General features: G+C 54.3%; 18 protein-coding genes and 1 tRNA gene. 5 read left to right on the top strand and 14 right to left on the bottom strand.

Features of this window, described 5'->3' with window-relative positions; all coding sequences use genetic code 11:
* Positions 1-160 precede the first annotated feature (160 nt).
* From AC13CY_RS05605 to AC13CY_RS05590, 4 genes are all read right to left on the bottom strand, one after another.
* Positions 161-895 (bottom strand): RNA methyltransferase, encoded by a 735-nt coding sequence (locus AC13CY_RS05605; protein WP_062360679.1) that lies wholly within the window; start codon positions 893-895, stop codon positions 161-163.
* A gap of 110 nt (positions 896-1005) precedes the next feature.
* A complete protein-coding gene (groL, locus tag AC13CY_RS05600) occupies positions 1006-2649 on the bottom strand; it encodes a chaperonin GroEL (protein ID WP_062360682.1) in 1644 nt (547 codons plus the stop codon).
* Positions 2650-2705: 56 nt separating this feature from the next.
* Positions 2706-2999, bottom strand: a complete 294-nt coding sequence (locus tag AC13CY_RS05595; protein ID WP_044628009.1) for a co-chaperone GroES — start codon at positions 2997-2999, stop codon at positions 2706-2708.
* Between the two features lie 229 nt (positions 3000-3228).
* On the bottom strand, positions 3229-3717 hold the full coding sequence (locus AC13CY_RS05590) for an FxsA family protein (protein WP_044628008.1): 489 nt from the start codon (positions 3715-3717) through the stop codon (positions 3229-3231).
* A 198-nt stretch (positions 3718-3915) separates the two neighbouring features.
* Here AC13CY_RS05590 and AC13CY_RS05585 point away from each other — a divergent pair, with 198 nt between their 5' ends.
* Positions 3916-4677: an SDR family oxidoreductase gene (locus AC13CY_RS05585; RefSeq protein ID WP_074210646.1), complete on the top strand. Its 762-nt coding sequence runs from the start codon at positions 3916-3918 to the stop codon at positions 4675-4677.
* A gap of 70 nt (positions 4678-4747) precedes the next feature.
* On the opposite strand, the gene AC13CY_RS05580 is transcribed toward AC13CY_RS05585, so the two are convergent.
* Positions 4748-5740 carry a hypothetical protein gene (locus AC13CY_RS05580; protein ID WP_062374391.1) on the bottom strand — a complete coding sequence of 331 codons (993 nt, stop codon included), beginning with the start codon at positions 5738-5740 and terminating at the stop codon, positions 4748-4750.
* A 269-nt stretch (positions 5741-6009) separates the two neighbouring features.
* A tRNA-Leu gene (locus AC13CY_RS05575) sits at positions 6010-6094 on the bottom strand.
* Between the two features lie 91 nt (positions 6095-6185).
* Between AC13CY_RS05575 and AC13CY_RS05570 the strand changes: the two genes are divergently transcribed.
* Positions 6186-6887 (top strand): ComF family protein, encoded by a 702-nt coding sequence (locus tag AC13CY_RS05570; RefSeq protein WP_044628005.1) that lies wholly within the window; start codon positions 6186-6188, stop codon positions 6885-6887.
* 31 nt (positions 6888-6918) lie between these two features.
* Entirely contained in the window at positions 6919-7893 is a 975-nt protein-coding gene (locus tag AC13CY_RS05565; RefSeq protein ID WP_483052372.1) for a serine/threonine protein kinase, read from the top strand.
* Between the two features lie 89 nt (positions 7894-7982).
* Here AC13CY_RS05565 and AC13CY_RS05560 read toward each other — a convergent pair whose 3' ends face one another.
* Positions 7983-8576 carry a hypothetical protein gene (locus tag AC13CY_RS05560; protein ID WP_062374393.1) on the bottom strand — a complete coding sequence of 198 codons (594 nt, stop codon included), beginning with the start codon at positions 8574-8576 and terminating at the stop codon, positions 7983-7985.
* A gap of 343 nt (positions 8577-8919) precedes the next feature.
* Between AC13CY_RS05560 and folE the strand changes: the two genes are divergently transcribed.
* Together folE and AC13CY_RS05550 are read left to right on the top strand one after the other, a co-directional pair.
* Positions 8920-9471, top strand: a complete 552-nt coding sequence (folE, locus tag AC13CY_RS05555) for a GTP cyclohydrolase I FolE (RefSeq protein ID WP_044628002.1) — start codon at positions 8920-8922, stop codon at positions 9469-9471.
* Between the two features lie 113 nt (positions 9472-9584).
* Positions 9585-11045 (top strand): NAD-dependent succinate-semialdehyde dehydrogenase, encoded by a 1461-nt coding sequence (locus AC13CY_RS05550; protein ID WP_089675699.1) that lies wholly within the window; start codon positions 9585-9587, stop codon positions 11043-11045.
* A 73-nt stretch (positions 11046-11118) separates the two neighbouring features.
* Here AC13CY_RS05550 and purH read toward each other — a convergent pair whose 3' ends face one another.
* The 7 genes from purH to dsbD all read right to left on the bottom strand — a co-directional run bounded on the left by purH (position 11119) and on the right by dsbD (position 19297).
* Complete coding sequence (gene purH / locus AC13CY_RS05545) at positions 11119-12699, bottom strand: bifunctional phosphoribosylaminoimidazolecarboxamide formyltransferase/IMP cyclohydrolase (protein ID WP_089675700.1); 1581 nt, start codon at positions 12697-12699, stop codon at positions 11119-11121.
* Positions 12700-12747: 48 nt separating this feature from the next.
* A complete protein-coding gene (gene fis, locus AC13CY_RS05540) occupies positions 12748-13071 on the bottom strand; it encodes a DNA-binding transcriptional regulator Fis (protein WP_044627999.1) in 324 nt (107 codons plus the stop codon).
* On the bottom strand, positions 13068-14108 hold the full coding sequence (dusB, locus tag AC13CY_RS05535) for a tRNA dihydrouridine synthase DusB (RefSeq protein ID WP_089675701.1): 1041 nt from the start codon (positions 14106-14108) through the stop codon (positions 13068-13070). The genes fis and dusB overlap by 4 nt, the downstream gene beginning before the upstream one ends.
* 98 nt (positions 14109-14206) lie before the next feature.
* Positions 14207-15118 carry a 50S ribosomal protein L11 methyltransferase gene (prmA, locus tag AC13CY_RS05530; RefSeq protein ID WP_062374399.1) on the bottom strand — a complete coding sequence of 304 codons (912 nt, stop codon included), beginning with the start codon at positions 15116-15118 and terminating at the stop codon, positions 14207-14209.
* Between the two features lie 136 nt (positions 15119-15254).
* On the bottom strand, positions 15255-16595 hold the full coding sequence (gene accC / locus AC13CY_RS05525) for an acetyl-CoA carboxylase biotin carboxylase subunit (protein ID WP_044627997.1): 1341 nt from the start codon (positions 16593-16595) through the stop codon (positions 15255-15257).
* A 30-nt stretch (positions 16596-16625) separates the two neighbouring features.
* A complete protein-coding gene (gene accB / locus AC13CY_RS05520; protein ID WP_044627996.1) occupies positions 16626-17087 on the bottom strand; it encodes an acetyl-CoA carboxylase biotin carboxyl carrier protein in 462 nt (153 codons plus the stop codon).
* Positions 17088-17419: 332 nt separating this feature from the next.
* The gene (dsbD, locus tag AC13CY_RS05515) at positions 17420-19297 is read right to left on the bottom strand and encodes a protein-disulfide reductase DsbD (protein ID WP_074210641.1); all 1878 of its coding nucleotides are present in this window, start codon (positions 19295-19297) and stop codon (positions 17420-17422) included.
* Positions 19298-19327 lie beyond the last annotated feature (30 nt).

Raw genomic sequence — 19327 nt, 5'->3', positions numbered from 1 at the left:
TTATTGGATCTGACCAGGGTCAGAACCGGCATCACTGTCCCCGAATTCGGGGTAAGTTAATGGCATGAGCCGTATACGTGGTCCGTATGTACGGTTCTGTGAGAGGGATGAGGCGGAGACGCCTCACCCTACTCGCTGTCTGGCGGTTGGCGTGCGCTGCTTACTGTTTGGGCAGGTGTGCCTCGAAGGCGCTCAGTAGTCCACGGAGTAGCGATAATTCCTTGCGGCTTGGCTGGGCACGTGAGAACAGTGCCTGCAACTGCTCTTCGGTGCGTGCGTGGGGCTGGGTCAAAAAACCGCTCTCGTGCATGAGCCGACCCAGGTGCTCCTGGAAGTAGCCAAACTGTTCGCGACTGGGCGGCGCCGCTTCCAGGGGCCGTTGATAGACGAAATCACTGTCGTCGCGCCGTCGCCAGGCGCGATGCACTTCATAGGCAAGAATCTGCACGGCTTGCGAGAGATTCAAAATGCCGTAATCCGGATTGGCCGGTATGCTGACCTGGTGGGTGCAGCAGCGGATCTCGTCATTGGTCAGGCCGGAACGCTCGCGGCCAAACACCAGCGCCACGGGGGCTTGATGGGCATTGACGATGACCTGGTGTGCCATGTCGTCCGGTTCGTCGAAGTGGGGGAGCGGCATGCTGCGTAATCGGGCACTGGCCCCGACCACTTGAACGCAGTCCTGCAGGGCGTCTTCCAGGGTGCTGACGCAGCGTGCGTTGTCCAGCACATCGGTAGCGCCCGCCGCCAGTCGAGTGGCCTCTTCGTCAGGAAAAGCACGTGGGTTGACCAGCACCAGCTGGGTCAGGCCCATGGTTTTCATGGCGCGGGCGGTGGCGCCAATATTGCCGGGATGAAAGGTGTGTACCAGCACGATACGAATATTGGAAAGCACGGGACGTCGAACCTGAAAGCTGCCAAGAAGAAAGGGGATGGTAACACGCAAAGAACCCCGCCGAAGCGGGGTTCTGAAGGACGTTTTACGTCAGAGCGAGGTGGTGGGGCTCACATCATTCCGCCCATGCCACCCATTCCGCCCATGCCACTCATGTCCGGGGCAGCTTCTTTCTCTTCCGGGTCGTCGGCGATCATGCACTCGGTGGTGATCATCAGGCCAGCAACGGAACCAGCAGACTGCAACGCAGTGCGGGTTACTTTTGCCGGGTCGAGAACACCCATTTCGAACAGGTCGCCGTACTCGCTGGTTTGCGCGTTGTAACCGAAGTTGCCTTCACCATCTTTGACGCGATTGATGACCACAGCGGCTTCTTCGCCCGCGTTGGTGACGATCTGACGCAGCGGTGCCTGCATGGCACGCAGCGCCATGTTGATACCGTGGTTCTGATCTTCGTTGTCACCGGTCAGGCCCTGTACTTTGGCCATCACGCGAACCAGGGCAGTACCACCGCCAGGTACGACGCCTTCTTCTACGGCAGCGCGAGTCGAGTGCAGCGCATCTTCGACGCGTGCTTTCTTCTCTTTCATTTCGACTTCGGTCGCCGCACCGACGCGGATAACGGCAACGCCGCCTGCCAGTTTGGCAACGCGCTCTTGCAGCTTCTCTTTGTCGTAGTCAGAGGACGTTTCTTCGATTTGCGCGCGGATTTGGTTAACACGCGCTTCGATGTCGTCCTCGGCACCTGCGCCATCGATGATGGTGGTGTTCTCTTTGGACATGGTCATGCGCTTGGCAGTACCCAGGTGATCCAGGTTTGCCTGCTCAAGGGTCAGACCTACTTCTTCGGAGATCACGGTGCCGTTCGTCAGGATAGCGATATCCTGCAGCATGGCTTTGCGACGGTCGCCGAAGCCAGGTGCTTTGGCAGCCGCGACTTTCACGATGCCGCGCATGTTGTTCACGACCAGCGTTGCCAGCGCTTCGCCTTCGATATCTTCGGCGATGATGGCCAGCGGCTTGCCTTGCTTGGCAACAGCTTCCAGCACCGGCAGCAGCTCGCGGATGTTGGAGATTTTCTTGTCGACGAGCAGGATGTATGGGTCTTCCAGCTCAACCGTCATGGTGTCTTGGTTGGTGACGAAGTAGGGCGAGAGGTAGCCACGGTCGAACTGCATGCCTTCGACGACTTCCAGCTCGTCTTCGAAGCCGCGACCTTCGTCAACGGTGATGACGCCTTCTTTACCTACTTTCTCCATCGCTTCGGCAATGATCTCGCCAATGCGCTTGTCGCCGTTGGCAGAGATGGTGCCTACCTGGGCAATGGATTTGGTGTCGGTGCAGGGTACAGACATTGCCTGGATCTCTTTCACCGCCGCAGCGACCGCTTGGTCGATGCCGCGCTTAAGATCCATCGGGTTCATACCGGCAGTAACGCCTTTCAGGCCTTCCGCGACAATCGCTTGAGCCAGAACGGTGGCGGTGGTGGTGCCGTCACCCGCAGCGTCAGAAGTTTTTGAAGCAACTTCTTTTACCATCTGGGCGCCCATGTTTTCGAACTTGTCTTTCAGTTCGATCTCTTTGGCAACCGATACACCATCTTTGGTCACAGTCGGTGCGCCAAACGACTTGTCCAGCACTACGTTGCGGCCTTTCGGGCCCAGCGTAACTTTTACGGCGTTTGCCAGAATGTCGACGCCGCGCGCCATGCGTTTACGAGCATCATCAGAAAACTTAACTTGCTTAGCTGCCATGTTCGTTACTTCCTAAATATTGAAATAGAAAAGTGAAAGTAAGTAGCCGATGCGGATTAGCCTTCAACGACGGCCAGGATATCGGCTTCGCTCATGATCAGAACTTCTTCGCCGTTGATTTTTTGCTTTTCAACGCCGTAGCCGTCTTTGAAAATCACCGTATCGCCAACTTTTACATCCAGCGGGCGCACGTCGCCGTTGTCGAGAATGCGGCCATTGCCAACAGCCAGGATTTCGCCACGCGTGGGTTTTTCCTGTGCATTACCCGGTAGCACGATGCCGCCAGCGGTTTTCTGCTCTTCTTCCACGCGACGGATCACAACGCGATCGTGCAAAGGACGGATATTCATGCTCACGTTCTCCTGAGGTTCGTCAAAGCCCAAAAAGGGCAGTTAGCTTAAAGTGATTTCCGTGGGCTAAGCCCTCGGAAAGTGAAGGCACGTTGCCTTCATGTTTATGGCGAAAGCGTAGCTTTCACCGAACCTGTGTGCTGACTCAAAAATGGGGGCTAGCCAACACCTTTCAAGGGGTGGATAAGAAAAAAATTACACAATAGCGGTTTGCAAAGGCGATAAGCACTTAGCGCCGGCGGGGTGTATCGTCGCCGCTAATAAACTCTCCCTCAATTGGGCCGTTTTGCGTGTTGGAATAGTCGCGCTGAGTGTTCTGCTCCCAGCCTGAAGAGCCGCTCTGGTAAGTGTGTTGCTTGGCTGTTGCGGTTTTGAGCCCCGCCCAGGTCAGCGCTTTCATCAGCAACTGGCGCGCATTGGGTATGAGGCAGGCAATGCCCAGTGCATCCGATAGAAACCCCGGGGCGAGCAAAAGCGCCCCACCAAAGATTAGCGCAGCTCCAGTAAGCAGCTCTTGGGAAGGTATTTCACCCATCTGCATGCGCTGGCGTGCGCGGGCAAAAGTAGAAACGCCTTCCTTGCGAATGAGGTAAAGCCCGATAAAGCCTGTGCCTAGCACTAATAAAAGCGTGGTTAGCAGGCCTATTTGGCCGCCGATGGTAAAAAGCAGCACAAAGTCCAGTAGAGTGAACAGCGAAATAAAGAGAAGAATAGGCATGGACGACTCCAAAACAGGCGTAATCGTTGAATATGGTGACAGAAATATAAAAAACAAGCAGCAAGTGTGGTTTGGCAAGCCAAAGGCTGCTCGATATTTTAAACTGGCTCTTATATGCTGCGGTGCACAAATGTGGGTGAGAGAGTGCGTGTTGTTGGTACTCGCTAGCTGTCAGCACGCTTGCTTAAGGAGAAAGAGATGCAATTAGATAAAAAAGTGGTGGCGATTACCGGTGGTGCCCGTGGATTAGGGTTTGCCATTGCCAAGCGGTTAGGCAAGCGGGGTGCTCAGATTGCCCTCGTTGATATGAGTGCAGAGGCTTTAGATGGCGCGGTCTCTGCGCTTGGTTCTGAGGGCGTATCTGCCCATGCATTTGTTGCTAATGTGGCAGACGAGCAATCGGTTCAGCATGTCTTCGCTGATATCGCCCAGCGCTTGGGGCCTGTCAGTGGCTGTGTGAATAATGCAGGCATTACTGACGATGGGATGTTGATTAAAGCGAAAGGTGGCGTTGTAGAAAAGCGCATGTCGCTCGCTTCATGGCAGCGTGTGCTGGACGTTAACCTAACAGGTGTATTCCTATGTGGGCGTGAAGCGGCGACGCACATGGTCGAGGCTGGGCACGAAGGCGTTATCGTCAATATTTCTAGTATTTCCCGTGCGGGTAATATGGGGCAAAGTAACTACGCAGCGGCAAAGGCGGGGGTACATGCGCTAACGGTGACATGGGGGAAAGAGCTGGCGCGCTATGGAATTCGCACCGGTACAGTGGCGCCAGGGTTTATCGAGACTGAGATGACTGCCTCAATGCGCCCAGACATGCTGGAAAGAATTGCCGCCAGCGTTCCATTAAAGCATTTAGGTGAGCCTGACCATATTGCTCAAAGCGTGGCGTTTGTGTTTGATAACGACTACTTCACTGCACGTATTATTGAATGCGACGGTGGTTTGCGGCTTTAACCAAAAAGCGATGAGCATTGGCCATATAGTGCGCTGATGCTCATCGGCTAGGGGGTTGTGTTAAGCAGCGCTAAAACTCAAAGTAGTCCCGCTGAATTGCCCGCTGAAAGTACATTTCTAGGCGTACGGTCATTGCCCAGCGCGGGTCGTAGCTATCTTCACGCTGGAAATGCAGTTCAGGAATCACATCGCCAAACAGAATCCCTTTATGAAGATCGCGACGGTAGCGCGTCTGTAGGTAGTAATTGGTCATGCGCGGGTTAGAAGCGCTTTCACCAATCGCAATGGCAGAGTAGCGCATGGCGCTGCGGTCATTTAGTCGCTGATTCAGCTCAGCCACTTCGCTATATTCTAAGGTGTCTTCTTCTTCGCGCCATTGAACCGTGGTAATGAAGCGTAGATGGCGATTTTCCGATAGCGGTCGGCCCATGTCCCAAGTAGTACGCGCTGAGTAACCATCATTATTAAACCAGGATACTCGGTTGAAAGACTCTAACTGCCAGGGGCCGTCGCCAATATCCCAAAGCCGCTCACTGGTAAAGCGTACGTAAGGGTCCAGAGGCATGCGAAGGCGAATACCCGCGCCAATTCGGTTGCTCCAGTTTTCGCGCTTATCACGGCTCTCTAGCCAGTCCAGGCCAAAGGTGGAGGTGCTGCGGTCACGCTGGTCGTTATAGAGGCGGCCGGAGCCTTGATCTGTCAACGTGCCTTGTGATTCTTCGGGGTCGCTTTCAATGACTAGGCGTAGACGCTCTTCTGTCGTAGGCAAGTCGATCCGGTAGCGGACACTAATATCGCCGCTAGTGCCATCACCTTCCATCCAATCAATTTCCTGGCCAAGGCGCAGATAGGATTCATTATTGACGGTTGCGGACTCGCCGCCCCCAAAAAATGCATCAATGTTGCGAGAGGTATTGTCGACCCAGTTGCCAACGTTGGCTCGAAATGGCTCAACGCGCTCCTCTGCCCAGTCAGGTAAATCGCTATCTTCCTCAGCAGCATGACTTTGAAACGAGAGGACGGTAAGTGTGCCAAGGCAAATAAACGCAATGACGGGTTTCATAGGTCTGTCCCAAAAATTTTAATTATGCGCACTGCATTATTGTGCTTTATGCATTTCGATATCTTTGGTCCATTTCAAAACGCGTTTGCGATCTCTTCGGCTATTCATGCGCTCTGTATCGACTTTTAATGGCAGCACAGCGCGTCGTCGCTAACGTAGCGTAAAAATAGGCGCTCGTCAGCTAGTTAGAGCAGTTTGAGGGAGTTTGGAAACAAAAAAATTCGGTTAGCATGAAGCTACCGAATTATTTGAAATGATACGCTTTAAATTGGTGCGGATGGGGAGACTCGAACTCCCACACCTTGCGGCACTAGAACCTAAATCTAGCGTGTCTACCAATTCCACCACATCCGCAGAAGACGAGGCGCATATTATCAACATTTGCGCTAATGTCAAATCTTGCAGCGCTATTTTTTAACATGAGGGTAAAGGGGGACGTGAAGCGGTGAAGAAATGGATCGCGACCATTAACCAGTGGCTCAAGCAGGGGCTGCCCGGCTACTGTGCATTTTGCCTTGCTGGGCGCTCATCAAGTGCAGGGTGGTGCGATGAATGCTTTGCATTGCTCCCCTGGAATCTTCATAGCTGCGAGCAGTGTGCCGAGCCGCTGGCAGGGGTGGCTGGTAAACGGTGTAGTCACTGTCTGACGGAGCCGCCTAGCTTTACCACCACGACAGTGCCGCTTTGCTACCAAGATACGATAACTTCCTTGGTGCACGACTTTAAGTTTCATGGCTCCCCGCGTGCGGGAATGCTGCTAGTTGAGTTGATGTTATCCCGGTGCCCCAGCCAGATGGCCAGCGCATTGCTCCCTGTACCTATGTATCCTGGGCGTGCCAAAGAGCGCGGATTCAATCAGGCACAGTGGCTGGCTGAACGGCTAGGCGACCGGTTGGATCTACCGGTGATGCAGGCGCATTGTATTAAGCGTTTGCCTTCTCAGCGCTTTTTAAACCGCCGGGAGCGACAGCAAAACTTAGCAGGTGCATTTATGGTGGACACTGAGATGCCCGCGCATGTGACTATTATCGATGATGTAGTAACAACCGGTGCCACTGGCCATGCGTTAGCGACCGTACTGCTGGAACAGGGTGCCAAGCGCGTTGATATTTGGGCCGCTGCCCGTACACCGCTGCAGAAGAGTTGATAAACTAGGCAGCCCATCCAAGGAGTCATCTATGTCGCATCCGTTTAGCGCGCTTTCGCCTGATCTGGTTATGTCAGCCGTTGAGTCGATAGGTATTTGGCCTGCTGGCGAACCGTTTGCTCTCAATAGCTATGAGAATCGTGTGCTGATGTTTCGTGATGACGACGGTGGCCGCTGGATCGTGAAATTCTATCGGCCAAACCGCTGGTCAAATGAGGCTATTCAGGAAGAGCATGATTTTTTAACCGAGTTAACGCAGGCGGGCGTTTCGGTGGTGGCGCCGTGGCGCAATGGCCAAGATGTATCGTTGCATGAGTATCAGCAGTTTCGCTTTGCCTTATTCCCACAGTGCATAGGCCAAGCGCCCGAGTTAGATAACCCTGCCCATCTATTTGCCTTAGGTGAGGTGCTGGGTCAACTTCATGAAGTGGCTGCTAAAAAGCCGTTTCAGCATCGCGGAACGCTATTGCTCAATGAAGGGGTGACCGAGGCCGAGCAGCGCGTAGTGACAAGCCCTTGGCTTAATAATCATCAAACCCGCGCCTATCAAAACGCAGTCGATAAGATTCGCCGCCAACTTGAGACAGTACATATCCCTTCTGCAAGCATGATACGTACCCATGGAGACTGCCATTTAGGCAATATACTTGGTCGCGATGAGACATTTACGCTTGTCGATTTTGATGATTGCCTGATGGCGCCCGCCATCCAAGATATATGGATGCTGCTGCCCATGGAAAATCCGCAGCTATGGCGGGCGCAACTCAGTGAGATGATAGAAGGCTATGAAGAGACAAGTCCGTTTCCCCATCAGCAAATGTCGCTTATTGAGCCATTGCGTGCTTACCGCTTAATACGTCACGCGGCGTGGCTGGTAACTCGGTGGGATGATCCTGCCTTTCCTCGGGCATTTCCCTGGCTGGCAGAAAGTGGCTATTGGGATCAGCATATTCGCCAGCTTGAGCAGCAACTACTGCACCTGGATAAGCCATTATGGTTGGCCTAATGCATCGGCTGGATTAGTTTTATCTTGTACCTTTAAAGGCGACCCTTAGTGAGATGCTCGCGAAGGGCCGCCTGGGTCTTGCAGGTTGACTACTCAGGCTGCTCTGTCGGGGCTGGGTTTTCTACGCTTTGGTCAGGGTCTGGACGCTCACCAGGAATAGGGTTGCCGACACCTTCCCCATTAGCTTGGCGACGGATGGCATTAATGTCAGCCGAGGGATTGTCTTGAGCATCAATACGGACGCTTTGATCTAATGCCAAGACGAAGGGTTGTCCAGGAGTTAATGAACAGGAGCCGTCGTCGCAGGCAAGACCATACTGGCCATCTTCTGCATAGGCGCTGGCTGAAAAAGTGCCTGAGTAGATGGCGCTTTCTGAATCGTGGGTTTCAATGCAGGTTGCATCTTGGGTAGTAATACGGACGCGATCACCGTTTAATTGCGCATTGGCTACTAACAAGCAGTATTCAGGCAGTGAATGGGTGGTGCCGCTTGCTTGTTTTGGATGCAGCAGAATATCGCTGTAACGTTTTTCGCTGCTATCAAACTTCAAAGCTTCAACGACTTCAACGCCTACTTTCGCGCCGCTGGGAAGTTCCAGCGCCGACTCTTCTGCGTGCAAAGGTGATACAAAGAAAGTACCCAGCAGGGCAGTTAGCCAAAAGGGCGATGATTTAAATGACATGGCATACTCTCAACAGTGGCCCCTGCACTATTAGCAGGAAAATTGTGCTCTTATCATAGCACAGCTCAATTAGTGCCGAAGGGGGGTGCGTGTCACTCTGCCACAGCCTGCATAGGTGCGTTAAAATAGATTAATCTACTGTTAGTATTGTACATAAATTGATTGATATATATTTTTTGTACAGGATAAAGGGTTCAGCTAGCACTCGCAGGGTAAGGCAGCTAAACGGAAGAAACCGTAAGCTACTCAGTAGCTTGCCGATAATGGAAGCTCGCTGGCGCGATAACATTGCTGCAAGGCGATTAAGTGATAGCGAATAAGCACAGTTTTGATGAGGCCTACAATGACCGACGATCTCGCCCAACACTACCGTCAAATTATTTCCGCGCTCGGTGAAAACCCTGACCGTGAAGGGCTGCGAGATACACCAAAGCGCGCAGCTAAAGCCATGCAGTTTTTAAATGCTGGTTATCATCAATCATTAGAAGAAATAGTGAATGGGGCCGTTTTTGAGTCACAGACCGATGAGATGGTGCTGGTCAAAGATATCGAGCTCTACTCCATGTGTGAGCACCATTTACTGCCTTTTATCGGCAAATGCCATATCGCCTATCTGCCGAGTGGCAGGGTGCTGGGCCTTTCCAAATTTGCTCGTATCGTCGATATGTATGCACGTCGAATGCAAATCCAAGAGAATTTAACGCGTGAAATCGCCGAGGCGGTTCAGCAGGTTACTCAGGCAAGAGGGGTGGCTGTTGTGATTGAGGCCCGCCACCTCTGCATGATGATGCGCGGTGTGGAAAAGCAAAATTCCAGTATGACCTCATCGGTTATGTTGGGAGGTTTTCGCAGTAGCCAGGCAACGCGCCAAGAATTTTTAACGCTGATCAACTGACCTGAGTGAAACTCAGCAGGTTTCATGTCAAAGGCTTGGTTAAATGCCTCGTTTCGTCTTAGCATGAACAAGTAAATGAGCCTGCAAGGCCGTCATTTGGTCAGGAGTCTGTCATGGAAGCGCTGAAAGAAACACAGCTGTATTGCCCGTTTGCCTATATTGACGGCAGTTGGGTAGCCGCCGACAGCGGTGAGCAAATCAACGTTTTGAACCCAGCCACTGGTGAGTCGGTTGGTGAGATGCCACGCCTAGGTAAGGCGGAAACCGAACGTGCCATTGGTGCTGCCGATGCGGCGCTGCCGTCATGGCGGGCGTTAACCGCTCAGGAACGGGCAGACTTATTGCTCAAGTGGCATGACCTAATGCTTGAACACAAGCATGACCTTGCTCTGCTGATGACCTATGAGCAGGGCAAGCCAGTAAGAGAAGCAGAAGGTGAAATTGCCTACGCCGCGAGCTTCTTACGCTGGTTTGCTGAAGAAGCTCGCCGTGTTTATGGTGAAACCATTCCTGCCGCCAATGCTAATCAGCGTATTGTGGTGACGAAACAGCCGGTAGGCGTTGTTGGCGCGATTACGCCGTGGAATTTTCCCGCTGCGATGATTACTCGTAAAGCAGGGGCGGCACTGGCTGCTGGCTGTACCATTGTGGTGAAGCCCGCCAGTCAAACGCCTTTTTCCGCCACTGCGCTGGCGTTACTCGCCGAACGTGCTGGCATTCCCCGTGGGGTTTTCAATGTGGTGCCAGGCAGTGCGTCTGACATCGCGAAAGCGCTTACAGAATCTCCCAAAGTCCGTAAGATCACCTTCACGGGCTCGACTGAGGTGGGGCGCACTCTGATGGCTCAGGCCGCTGAGCATATCCAGAAAATTTCTTTGGAACTGGGGGGCAATGCGCCGTTTATCGTTTTTGAAGATGCGGACTTAGACGCGGCTGTTGAAGGTGCCATGGCGGCTAAATTCCGTAACGCCGGGCAAACCTGTGTATGTACTAACCGCTTTCTGGTGCAATCCAGCGTCATTAACGCGTTTTGTGAAAAACTTGCCGTTGCAATGAACAGTGAGCTAAAGGTGGGGAATGGAACAGAGCCAAATATTAATATTGGCCCGCTCATTGACGAGAATGCTGTTAAGAAAGTCAGTGAGCACGTTCAAGATGCCATTGATAACGGTGCGGAGCTGCTTCTGGGTGGACACCCGCACCCCTTGGGTGGCAACTATTTCACACCAACGCTGATCAGCTTTGCTACCGATGCAATGAAAGTGGCCCACGAAGAGACGTTTGGCCCGCTGGCAGCCGTTTTCCCCTTTGATGACGAAGAGACCGCCATTGTGATGGCCAACGACACCCAGTATGGCTTGGCTTCTTACTTCTACTCTCGCGATTTGGCTCGCGTGTGGCGCGTAGCGGAGGCGTTGGAGTATGGCATGGTGGGCATTAACACCGGGCTTATTTCCAATGCGGCGGCACCCTTTGGCGGGGTGAAAGCGTCGGGTCTTGGCCGTGAAGGTGGCCATCAAGGCTTAGAAGAGTATCTGGAAACGAAATACCTGTGCATTGATCTTGGCAAGTAATACGTCCTAGACCGAAAAAGCCCTCACTTGGAGCAAGTGAGGGCTTTTGTTAATGCAGGAGGCTATCCTCTGATTAGTGGCGGAAGTGGCGCATGCCGGTAAATACCATGGCAATGCCTGCTTCGTTAGCGGCATCAATCACTTCCTGGTCGCGCATGGAGCCGCCAGGCTGGATAACCGCCGTAATGCCCGCTGCTGCGGCGGCATCGATGCCGTCTCGGAAGGGGAAGAAGGCGTCAGAAGCCATCACTGAACCAGGAACGGAAAGCCCTTCATCTGCCGCTTTAATGCCGGCAATTTTAGCCGAGTAAACCCGGCTCATTTGGCCTGCGCCTACGCCAATCGTTTGGCCTGCTTTGGCGTAAACAATCGCATTGGATTTCACGAACTTTGCTACTCGCCATGCAAAGGCAAGGTCGCGGATTTCTTCTTCAGACGGAGCGCGTTCGCTTACCACGGTAAGCTCATCTTCAGTGACCATGCCTTGATCACGATCCTGCACCAGCAGGCCGCCATTCACGCGTTTGAAGTCAAATGCAGGCTGCGCCGTACCGGGCCAATGAGCGCTTACGTCCAGTAGGCGCACGTTCTGCTTCTCGGCCACAATGGCGGCTGCGTCGTCGCTGACCCCTGGAGCGATAATGACTTCGACAAACTGGCGGTCAATAATCGCGCGTGCAGTCTTGGCATCCAGCGGTACATTGAAGGCGATAATGCCGCCAAAGGCGCTGGTCGGGTCGGTCGCGAAAGCTTTCTCGTAAGCTTCCAGAGCCGTTGCGCCCACGGCAACGCCGCAAGGGTTGGCGTGCTTGACGATGACACAGGCGGTATTCTCAAAGGCTTTTACGCACTCAAACGCCGCGTCAGTGTCAGCCACGTTATTGAAAGAGAGCGGTTTGCCTTGAAGCGTTTTGGCCGTAGCAACGCTTGGCTCGCTGGCGGCGGGGTCCACATAGAAAGCCGCTTTCTGATGCGGGTTTTCACCGTAACGCATGTCCTGCTTTTTATGCAGCTGCAGGTTGAAGGTGCGGGCAAAGGTGGCGTCTTCGCTGGCTACCTGACGGCCAAGATAGTCGGCGATGGCGCCGTCGTAACCAGCGGTATGCTCAAACGCTTTAACGGCTAGATCAAAACGGGTGGCGGCGCTCACTTGGCCAGAGTGGTCATTAAGTTCGCCCAGTACCCGGTCGTAGTCGCTGGCGTTAACCACAATCGTAGTATACGCGTGGTTTTTGGCGCAGGCACGTACCATGGTGGGGCCACCGATATCGATATTCTCGATGGCGTCTTCTAGCGTGCAGTCTGGCTTGGCGACCGTGGCGGCAAAGGGGTAAAGATTCACCACCACCATGTCGATTGGTGAGATGTCATTCTCCGCCATGACAGCGTCGTCCTGGCCGCGGCGTGCCAAAATGCCGCCGTGAATTTTTGGATGCAGTGTTTTAACGCGTCCATCCATAATCTCTGGAAAACCGGTGTGCTCAGATACTTCCTTAACCGCAATACTGTTCTCTTGCAGTAAGCGGAAGGTGCCGCCAGTGGATAGCAGCTCGACGCCATGTTCGGCGAGGCCGCGGGCAAACTCTACGATGCCAGTTTTATCGGATACGCTCAGCAGGGCGCGGCGAACGGGGGTAGCGGTACTATCGGCCATAAGGGTGCTCGTCGTGTGCAGGTCGGAGTTTAAAACAACAACGCCCCTTTAAGGGGCGTCACTTTCAATTAATCCATACAGCTTAAGCTTTTTGCGCAGCGTGCCACGGTTTAAACCAAGCACATCCGCCGCGCGCGTTTGGTTGCCATCGGTGTGCTCCATCACGCATGCCAACAGAGGAGCTTCCACCTCTGCCATCACCATGGCATACAAATCGGTAGTTTGGCTGCCATCGAGATGTTCGAAGTAGCGGCGCATTGCCATCTCAACCGCTTCTCTTAGCGGCTGTGGCTGGGCACTGTCGGAAGGGTCTGCTAGCGTGCCAGAGAGATGGGAGGAGCGTTCGCTGGAGAGCAGGTTGCGTTCAGTCATGCCGCATGGCTTCCTTTGGCTAGCAGACGCTGAGCGGCGTCGTGGGTCATGGCGTTATTAATCCAGTCAAACTGCGCTTCAGTCGAGGCAAGGGCATTAAACTGCTGCTTGAGTGCTCGCTGTTCAGCGTCTGAAAAGCGCTGGTCGTCATTGAGATACCAGCCGACATGTTTGCGTGCGATGCGTACGCCCATGGTGTCGCCATAGAACGCATGCAGTGCCTGCAGATGCTCAAGTAGTATCTGGCAGCGCTCTGTCAAACTGGGTGGTGCTAACCGTTCACCATGAGTTAAGTAGTGGGTGATCTGTTGAAAAATCCACGGATTTCCCTGAGCGCCTCGGCCTATCATTACGGCATCTGCGCCGGTATAGCGCAACACATAGGCAGCCTTTTCGGGCGACGTGATATCGCCGTTGGCAATCACCGGGATAGCAAGGTGTGACTTAATCTCAGCAATCGTGTCGTATTCAGCCTCACCAGTATAGCGCTGTTCCCGGTGACGGCCATGGACAGCCAAAGCCTGAATGCCTGCAGACTCTGCCAGTTTGGCAATGCGCAGTGCATTGTTCGACGCAGCGCACCAGCCGGTGCGTATCTTGAGCGTGACGGGAATATCCACTGAGCTCACTACGGCATCTAAAATCTCAGCAACTAGCGCTTCATCGCGCATTAGGGCAGAGCCCGCCGCCTTGTTGCAGACCTTTTTCGCTGGGCAGCCCATGTTGATGTCGATGATTTGCGCGCCAAGCTCAGCATTAAGTCGGGCGGCCTGGGCCAGCATCTCGGCATCGCCACCGGCAATTTGCACTACCCGGGGGGCGGGCTCGCCTTGATGATCCATGCGTAGCTGAGATTTACGGGTATGCCATAGCGAAGGGTCAGCGGTCACCATTTCACCCACTACCCAGCCCGCCCCTAGCCGACGGCAGAGCTGACGAAACGGGCGGTCGGTGACGCCCGCCATGGGGGCCAGCATTACCGGGTTAGGCAGTTGGTAAGGCCCAATCGCAGGTGGCGAAGTAATCATCAAGGTCATTGCGGTGCACTTTGGTAGGCATGAAATCGACGAGTAGGACGTTTCAAGGGGGCGTATGATACGCCTACTCGGCAAGGGATTGAAGGCCAATTCCGATTTTATGCGGGGCGGTGACCCGTCAAACGCACCCAGCCTTCGCGCACGGTGGGTTCATCCATATAAAGCCCTTGGGCTTCGTAGGCCTCCAGCACGTCTGAGGCTTGATTGGCCAGTATGCCGGATAGTGCAATGTGACCACCGGGCGCTACGTGGCCAGCAATCATGCTAGAAAGCTCGACCAGTGGTCCTGCCAGAATATTGGCCGTGACGATGGGGTAGGAGCCGCCTTTGAGTTGCTCAGGGTAGTAGAGCGCAAGCTGCGCCGCGCCAATAGCATTACGCTCCGCGTTTTCGCGGCTGGCTTGTAGCGCTTGTGGGTCAATATCCGTGCCGTCTGCATGGGTCGCGCCTAACTTCAGCGCCGCAATGGCGAGGATGCCTGACCCACAGCCTACATCCAGTATGGCTTTGCCCTGCAGTTCATTGCGCACAGCTAATCCGTCGAGCCACTCAAGGCAGAGCGCCGTTGTGGGGTGCGTGCCAGTTCCAAACGCCAAGCCTGGGTCAAGAATCAAGTTCACTGCGCCTGCTTCGGGCGGCTCATGCCAACTAGGAACAATCCATAGCCGTTCACCCATGCGCAGAGGGGTGAAATCATCCATCCACTCCCGCTCCCAGTCACGGTCCGCCAGCAGCTCGTATTCAATGGTCGGGCACGGCTCACCGGGCACTTGTTCGGCCCAGGTGGCTTCGATGCGGCTGAGCATCTCATCGATGCCATCAAGGTCATCGTAGAGACCCGTTAAAATGGTGTCTTGCCATAGTGGGGTCGTGCCGCGCTCGGGCTCAAAGACGGGATCGTCGTGGGCGTCCTGTAGGCCAATGGCCGTCGCGCCCTCCTCGAGCAGCAGCTCTTCGAGAAGGTCGGCTTGTTCGGGGGCGACGTGTGCTTTTAATTGCAGCCAGGGCATCGGGGGTCTCCACGGCGTTTAGAGGATAAAGGAACAAGCGAAATTGCGATATAACTAGGACAAAACAGCAGCGGGGTGGCGATGGCCACCCCGCAGAAACACCCGCCAAGCGGCAGGCGTAGTAGCAACCTATGGCTTAGCTGCTTAGTTTCTTTTCCAGGTAGTGAATATTGACACCACCCTGGCGGAAGTAGCTATCCCGCACCAGATCTTTCTGAAGGTCGATATTGGTCTTGATGCCTTCGACCAGCAGCTCATCGAGCGCGTTGCGCATGCGCGTTAAGGCAATCTCGCGGTCAGCGCCCCAGGTAATCAATTTACCAATCAGGGAGTCGTAGTGCGGCGGAACGGTATAGCCGGTGTAAAGGTGGGAGTCCATTCGAACGCCTAAGCCACCGGGTGCGTGGAACAGTGTGACTTTGCCAGGAGAGGGCATAAAGGTACGCGAATCTTCGGCATTGATACGGCACTCAAAGGAGTGACCGTTCAGCTTTACGTCTTCCTGGCGAATTGAGAGCGGCATGCCTGAAGCAATACGCAGCTGCTCTTTAACGATATCCACGCCCGTGACCATTTCTGTCACCGGGTGCTCTACCTGTACGCGGGTGTTCATTTCGATGAAGAAGAACTCACCGTCTTCGTATAGGAACTCGAACGTACCCGCACCGCGGTAGTTAATCTCGATGCACGCCTGGCGGCAGGCTTCGAGCACTTTCGCGCGGGCTTCCGGATCAATGCCGGGGGCCGGTGCTTCTTCGAGTACTTTCTGGTGGCGGCGCTGTAGCGAGCAGTCGCGGTCATACAGGTGAATAGCATTGCCCTGGCCATCAGCCAGCACCTGAACTTCTACATGGCGAGGCTTCTCGAGAAACTTCTCCATATAAACCGTGCCATCGCCAAAAGCGGCATGGGCTTCGGTGCGGGTAACGGTAATGGCGGAGAGTAGGTGGCCTTCGGTATGCACAACACGCATGCCGCGTCCACCACCACCGGCAGCCGCCTTAATGATGACTGGGTAGCCAATGCGACGTGCAGTGGCCAGGTTGGTGGCGTCATCATCACCTAGCGGGCCGTCGGAACCGGGTACTGTCGGTACGCCAGCGACCTTCATGGCTTCAATCGCGCTGACTTTATCGCCCATCAGGCGAATGGTTTCAGCGCGTGGGCCAATAAAAGTGAAGCCCGAACGCTCCACTTGCTCGGCAAAGTTGGCGTTCTCAGATAGGAAGCCATAGCCGGGATGAATGGCGCTTGAGTCAGTCACTTCAGCCGCGCTGATCAGCGCAGGGATGTTTAAGTACGATTGCGCCGAAGAGGCAGGGCCAATACAGACGGCTTCATCGGCAAGACGAACGTGCATCAGTTCGCGGTCTGCTTTGGAGTGAACCGCAACAGTTTTAATCCCTAGCTCTTTACATGCGCGTAAGATACGAAGGGCTATCTCGCCGCGGTTCGCGATAAGTACCTTGTCCAGCATGGGAGAATCCACCCGTGTTGATATGAAAGATTAAGCGAGGACGATCATCGGTTGATCAAATTCCACCGGCTCGCCATCTTCCACTAGGATGGCCTCAACCACGCCGTCGCGGTCGGCTTCAATCTGGTTCATCATTTTCATCGCTTCAACGATACACACAGTGTCGCCTTGCTTCACTGTGTCGCCTACTTCAACGAATGCTTTCGCACCTGGTGCCGGGCTGCGATAGAAGGTGCCTACCATCGGCGAGTTAACTGCTTCACCGCGATAGTTAGCGCCTTGAGGTTCGGCATCGGCGGGGGTAGTGGCCACCGGCGCTTGAGGAGCAGCAGGCGCGGGCTGCGCGTACTGAGGCATCGGTTGCGGCTGCCACGCAGTGCCGTTGGGGTGACGGCTGATACGAACCGATTCTTCACCTTCCTGAATTTCGATTTCACTGATGTTGGACTCTTCCAGCAGCTCAATCAGTTTTTTAACTTTGCGAATATCCATTCGTATAGCCCCAAAAGTTGATCAAAGTAACACGTCGTCACAGGAGAGATATGCCTGCTAGGCGCGGCGCTTTTAAGTGCAGTAAACCAAATTTAAAAATGAAGAGAACGCAGCACGATGGCGAACGTTAACCCAGACTCAGTGCTAAAAGATGGGTTTTTTAGCAAATATGGCTGTGGAGTTTGCCGAAAAAGTCACCCACTGTCCAGTAGCCGCGGTAATGTGTGTGATATTTGCGACTTAAACAACTGTTTGACGACGATCGCGACACGGCAGCTTAAAAATGTGTTCAAAGCCGGTTGCACTGTCGCAACCGACCATGAGTTCATCTTTTATCCCTGCTGCCAGCGCTTGAACGAGTCGAGATGCTGAATGAGGTCTTGAGCAGTCACTTCGCCCTGAATGCGAGCTTCGCGCACTTCCTTGCCCTGGCTAAAGAGTAGCAGGCTGGGCGGGCCAAAAAGGTTGAAATGATTGAGCAGTTCGCGACTTTGTGCATTGGTCTCTGTCACATCGACCGCGATTAGTTGAAAATCGTTCAATGCAGCGGCGACTTGAGGATCAGGATAGACCTCTCGCTCCATCAGTTTGCAGGAGATACACCACTCTGCCGTGAAGTGGGCAAACACGGGCTGCCCCGCTTGAGAGGCTTGCTCCAGCTCAGACTGTAGTGCGCTGAGACTGTCGACTTCTTCAAAGATTGGAGTGGTAGCGGCTTCCCCTGTACTAGAAGTGGTCACCGATAGCGGTCGTAATGGATTGCTGCCTCCTTGGGCGGCGCCCAACACGAGTGCTACCCCCCAGGCCAACAGCATTAACCCCGCCGTTTGCCGGGCTTTTGCCCAGCCGTGAGAGGGCGATGTATTCAGTGCGCCAAGGGTAAGGGCACTGCCGATTGCTAGGGCCGCCCACAGCAGAAGAGAGATTGATGGCGCAATTAAACGCTCAATCATCCAAATCGCTATACCTAATAACAGCAGCCCGAAAGCAATTTTAACGCCATTCATCCAGCCGCCAGAGCGGGGTAGCAGCGTTGCGCCGAAGGTGCCCACGAGCAATAAAGGGAGCCCCATGCCAAGTCCAAGCGCAAACAGCACTGCGCCACCCATAATGGCGTCCCCAGTGGAAGAGATAAATACCAAGGCGCCCGCTAGCGGAGCCGTTACGCAGGGAGACACCACTAGCACTGACAGCGCACCCGCCACCGCCAAGCCCAGTGGGCCGCTGCGCTGGGCGCGGGCTTGCCAAGAGTCTACTTTGCTGGCGATTCGCGGTGACATGCGAAGGTCAAAGGCGCCAAACATTGCCAAAGCGAACAGGGTAAACAGAATGGCAAAAGTAATTAAAACGGGGGCGGACTGTAAATGTGCCTGGAGGTTGAGCCCCGCACCAAATAGCCCCATTAGCACGCCCACCAAGGCATAGGTAATGGCCATGCCGAGTACATAGCTGGCTGACAGGACAAAAGCGCGGGGCTTGGTGGGGTTCTGGCCAACCACGATGGACGACAGAATGGGAATCATCGGCAGCACACAGGGCGTAAAGGTGAGCCCAATACCCGCGAGGAAAAAGAGCCCTAAGGCGAGCGGTAGGCTGGTATCACTAATCAGCGCGCCGAATTTGCTATCTTCACTTTGCGGGGCGGAGAAGCCAGCGTTCTCGCCCGATTGAGTCGCTGCGCTGCTTGGGGCAGGTTCACCCGTGCTTGTTTGATTTGGAGAGCTTTGTTCGTTCTCATACTGCCAGTTGGCAAACGTGCTGGGCGGTGACGTTTCTGCGGCTTCAAGGGTGATACGCTCAGGTGGGTAGCATAACCCCGCATCGGCGCATCCCTGAAAGGTCAGCTCGATACTGATTGGCCCGCTATAAGGGGCGCTCAGCGGAACATCAAAAACGAGCTGATCGCGAAAAACGTACACATCCCCCATAAATTGATCGGTGGTGAATGAGCCCTGTGGAATGATGGGGTCTTCTAAGTCGACCGATGCCTGCTGGCTCGTGACGTCAAGCTGGTGGCGGTACAAATAGTACTCATCGGCAATATCGACCCCGATGCTGAGCGTATCACCATCGTGCCAAGCGCTGGGCTGGAAGGCTTCCATTACCGGCAGGAAGTCGCTCTGATCGCTAGAAGAGAACCACTGCCCGTGGGCCAATAAAGGTAGCCAGCACAACAAAAAAAATAGGCTAAAACGTTGCATGAGTAACACGGAGTATCCTTACGCGTTGGTAACAGGTTG

It is taken from the genome of Vreelandella sp. L-15 (assembly GCF_056857635.1).
The sequence above is the reverse complement of the archived record's forward strand: the minus strand, read 5'-3'. Positions and strand labels throughout refer to the sequence as shown.

What these genes read in the sequence shown, in the direction of transcription:
- dusB (WP_089675701.1), bottom strand. Translation starts at nt 14,108, where the DNA reads ATGACCTTGATGATTACTTCGCCACCTGCGATTGGGCCTTACCAACTG.
- prmA (WP_062374399.1), bottom strand. Translation starts at nt 15,118, where the DNA reads ATGCCCTGGCTGCAATTAAAAGCACACGTCGCCCCCGAACAAGCCGAC.
- purH (WP_089675700.1), bottom strand. Translation starts at nt 12,699, where the DNA reads ATGGCCGATAGTACCGCTACCCCCGTTCGCCGCGCCCTGCTGAGCGTA.
- AC13CY_RS05580 (WP_062374391.1), bottom strand. Translation starts at nt 5,740, where the DNA reads ATGAAACCCGTCATTGCGTTTATTTGCCTTGGCACACTTACCGTCCTC.
- AC13CY_RS05595 (WP_044628009.1), bottom strand. Translation starts at nt 2,999, where the DNA reads ATGAATATCCGTCCTTTGCACGATCGCGTTGTGATCCGTCGCGTGGAA.
- accB (WP_044627996.1), bottom strand. Translation starts at nt 17,087, where the DNA reads ATGGATATTCGCAAAGTTAAAAAACTGATTGAGCTGCTGGAAGAGTCC.
- AC13CY_RS05590 (WP_044628008.1), bottom strand. Translation starts at nt 3,717, where the DNA reads ATGCCTATTCTTCTCTTTATTTCGCTGTTCACTCTACTGGACTTTGTG.
- accC (WP_044627997.1), bottom strand. Translation starts at nt 16,595, where the DNA reads ATGCTGGACAAGGTACTTATCGCGAACCGCGGCGAGATAGCCCTTCGT.
- AC13CY_RS05585 (WP_074210646.1), top strand. Translation starts at nt 3,916, where the DNA reads ATGCAATTAGATAAAAAAGTGGTGGCGATTACCGGTGGTGCCCGTGGA.
- groL (WP_062360682.1), bottom strand. Translation starts at nt 2,649, where the DNA reads ATGGCAGCTAAGCAAGTTAAGTTTTCTGATGATGCTCGTAAACGCATG.
- AC13CY_RS05550 (WP_089675699.1), top strand. Translation starts at nt 9,585, where the DNA reads ATGGAAGCGCTGAAAGAAACACAGCTGTATTGCCCGTTTGCCTATATT.
- fis (WP_044627999.1), bottom strand. Translation starts at nt 13,071, where the DNA reads ATGACTGAACGCAACCTGCTCTCCAGCGAACGCTCCTCCCATCTCTCT.
- AC13CY_RS05565 (WP_483052372.1), top strand. Translation starts at nt 6,919, where the DNA reads ATGTCGCATCCGTTTAGCGCGCTTTCGCCTGATCTGGTTATGTCAGCC.
- AC13CY_RS05560 (WP_062374393.1), bottom strand. Translation starts at nt 8,576, where the DNA reads ATGTCATTTAAATCATCGCCCTTTTGGCTAACTGCCCTGCTGGGTACT.
- folE (WP_044628002.1), top strand. Translation starts at nt 8,920, where the DNA reads ATGACCGACGATCTCGCCCAACACTACCGTCAAATTATTTCCGCGCTC.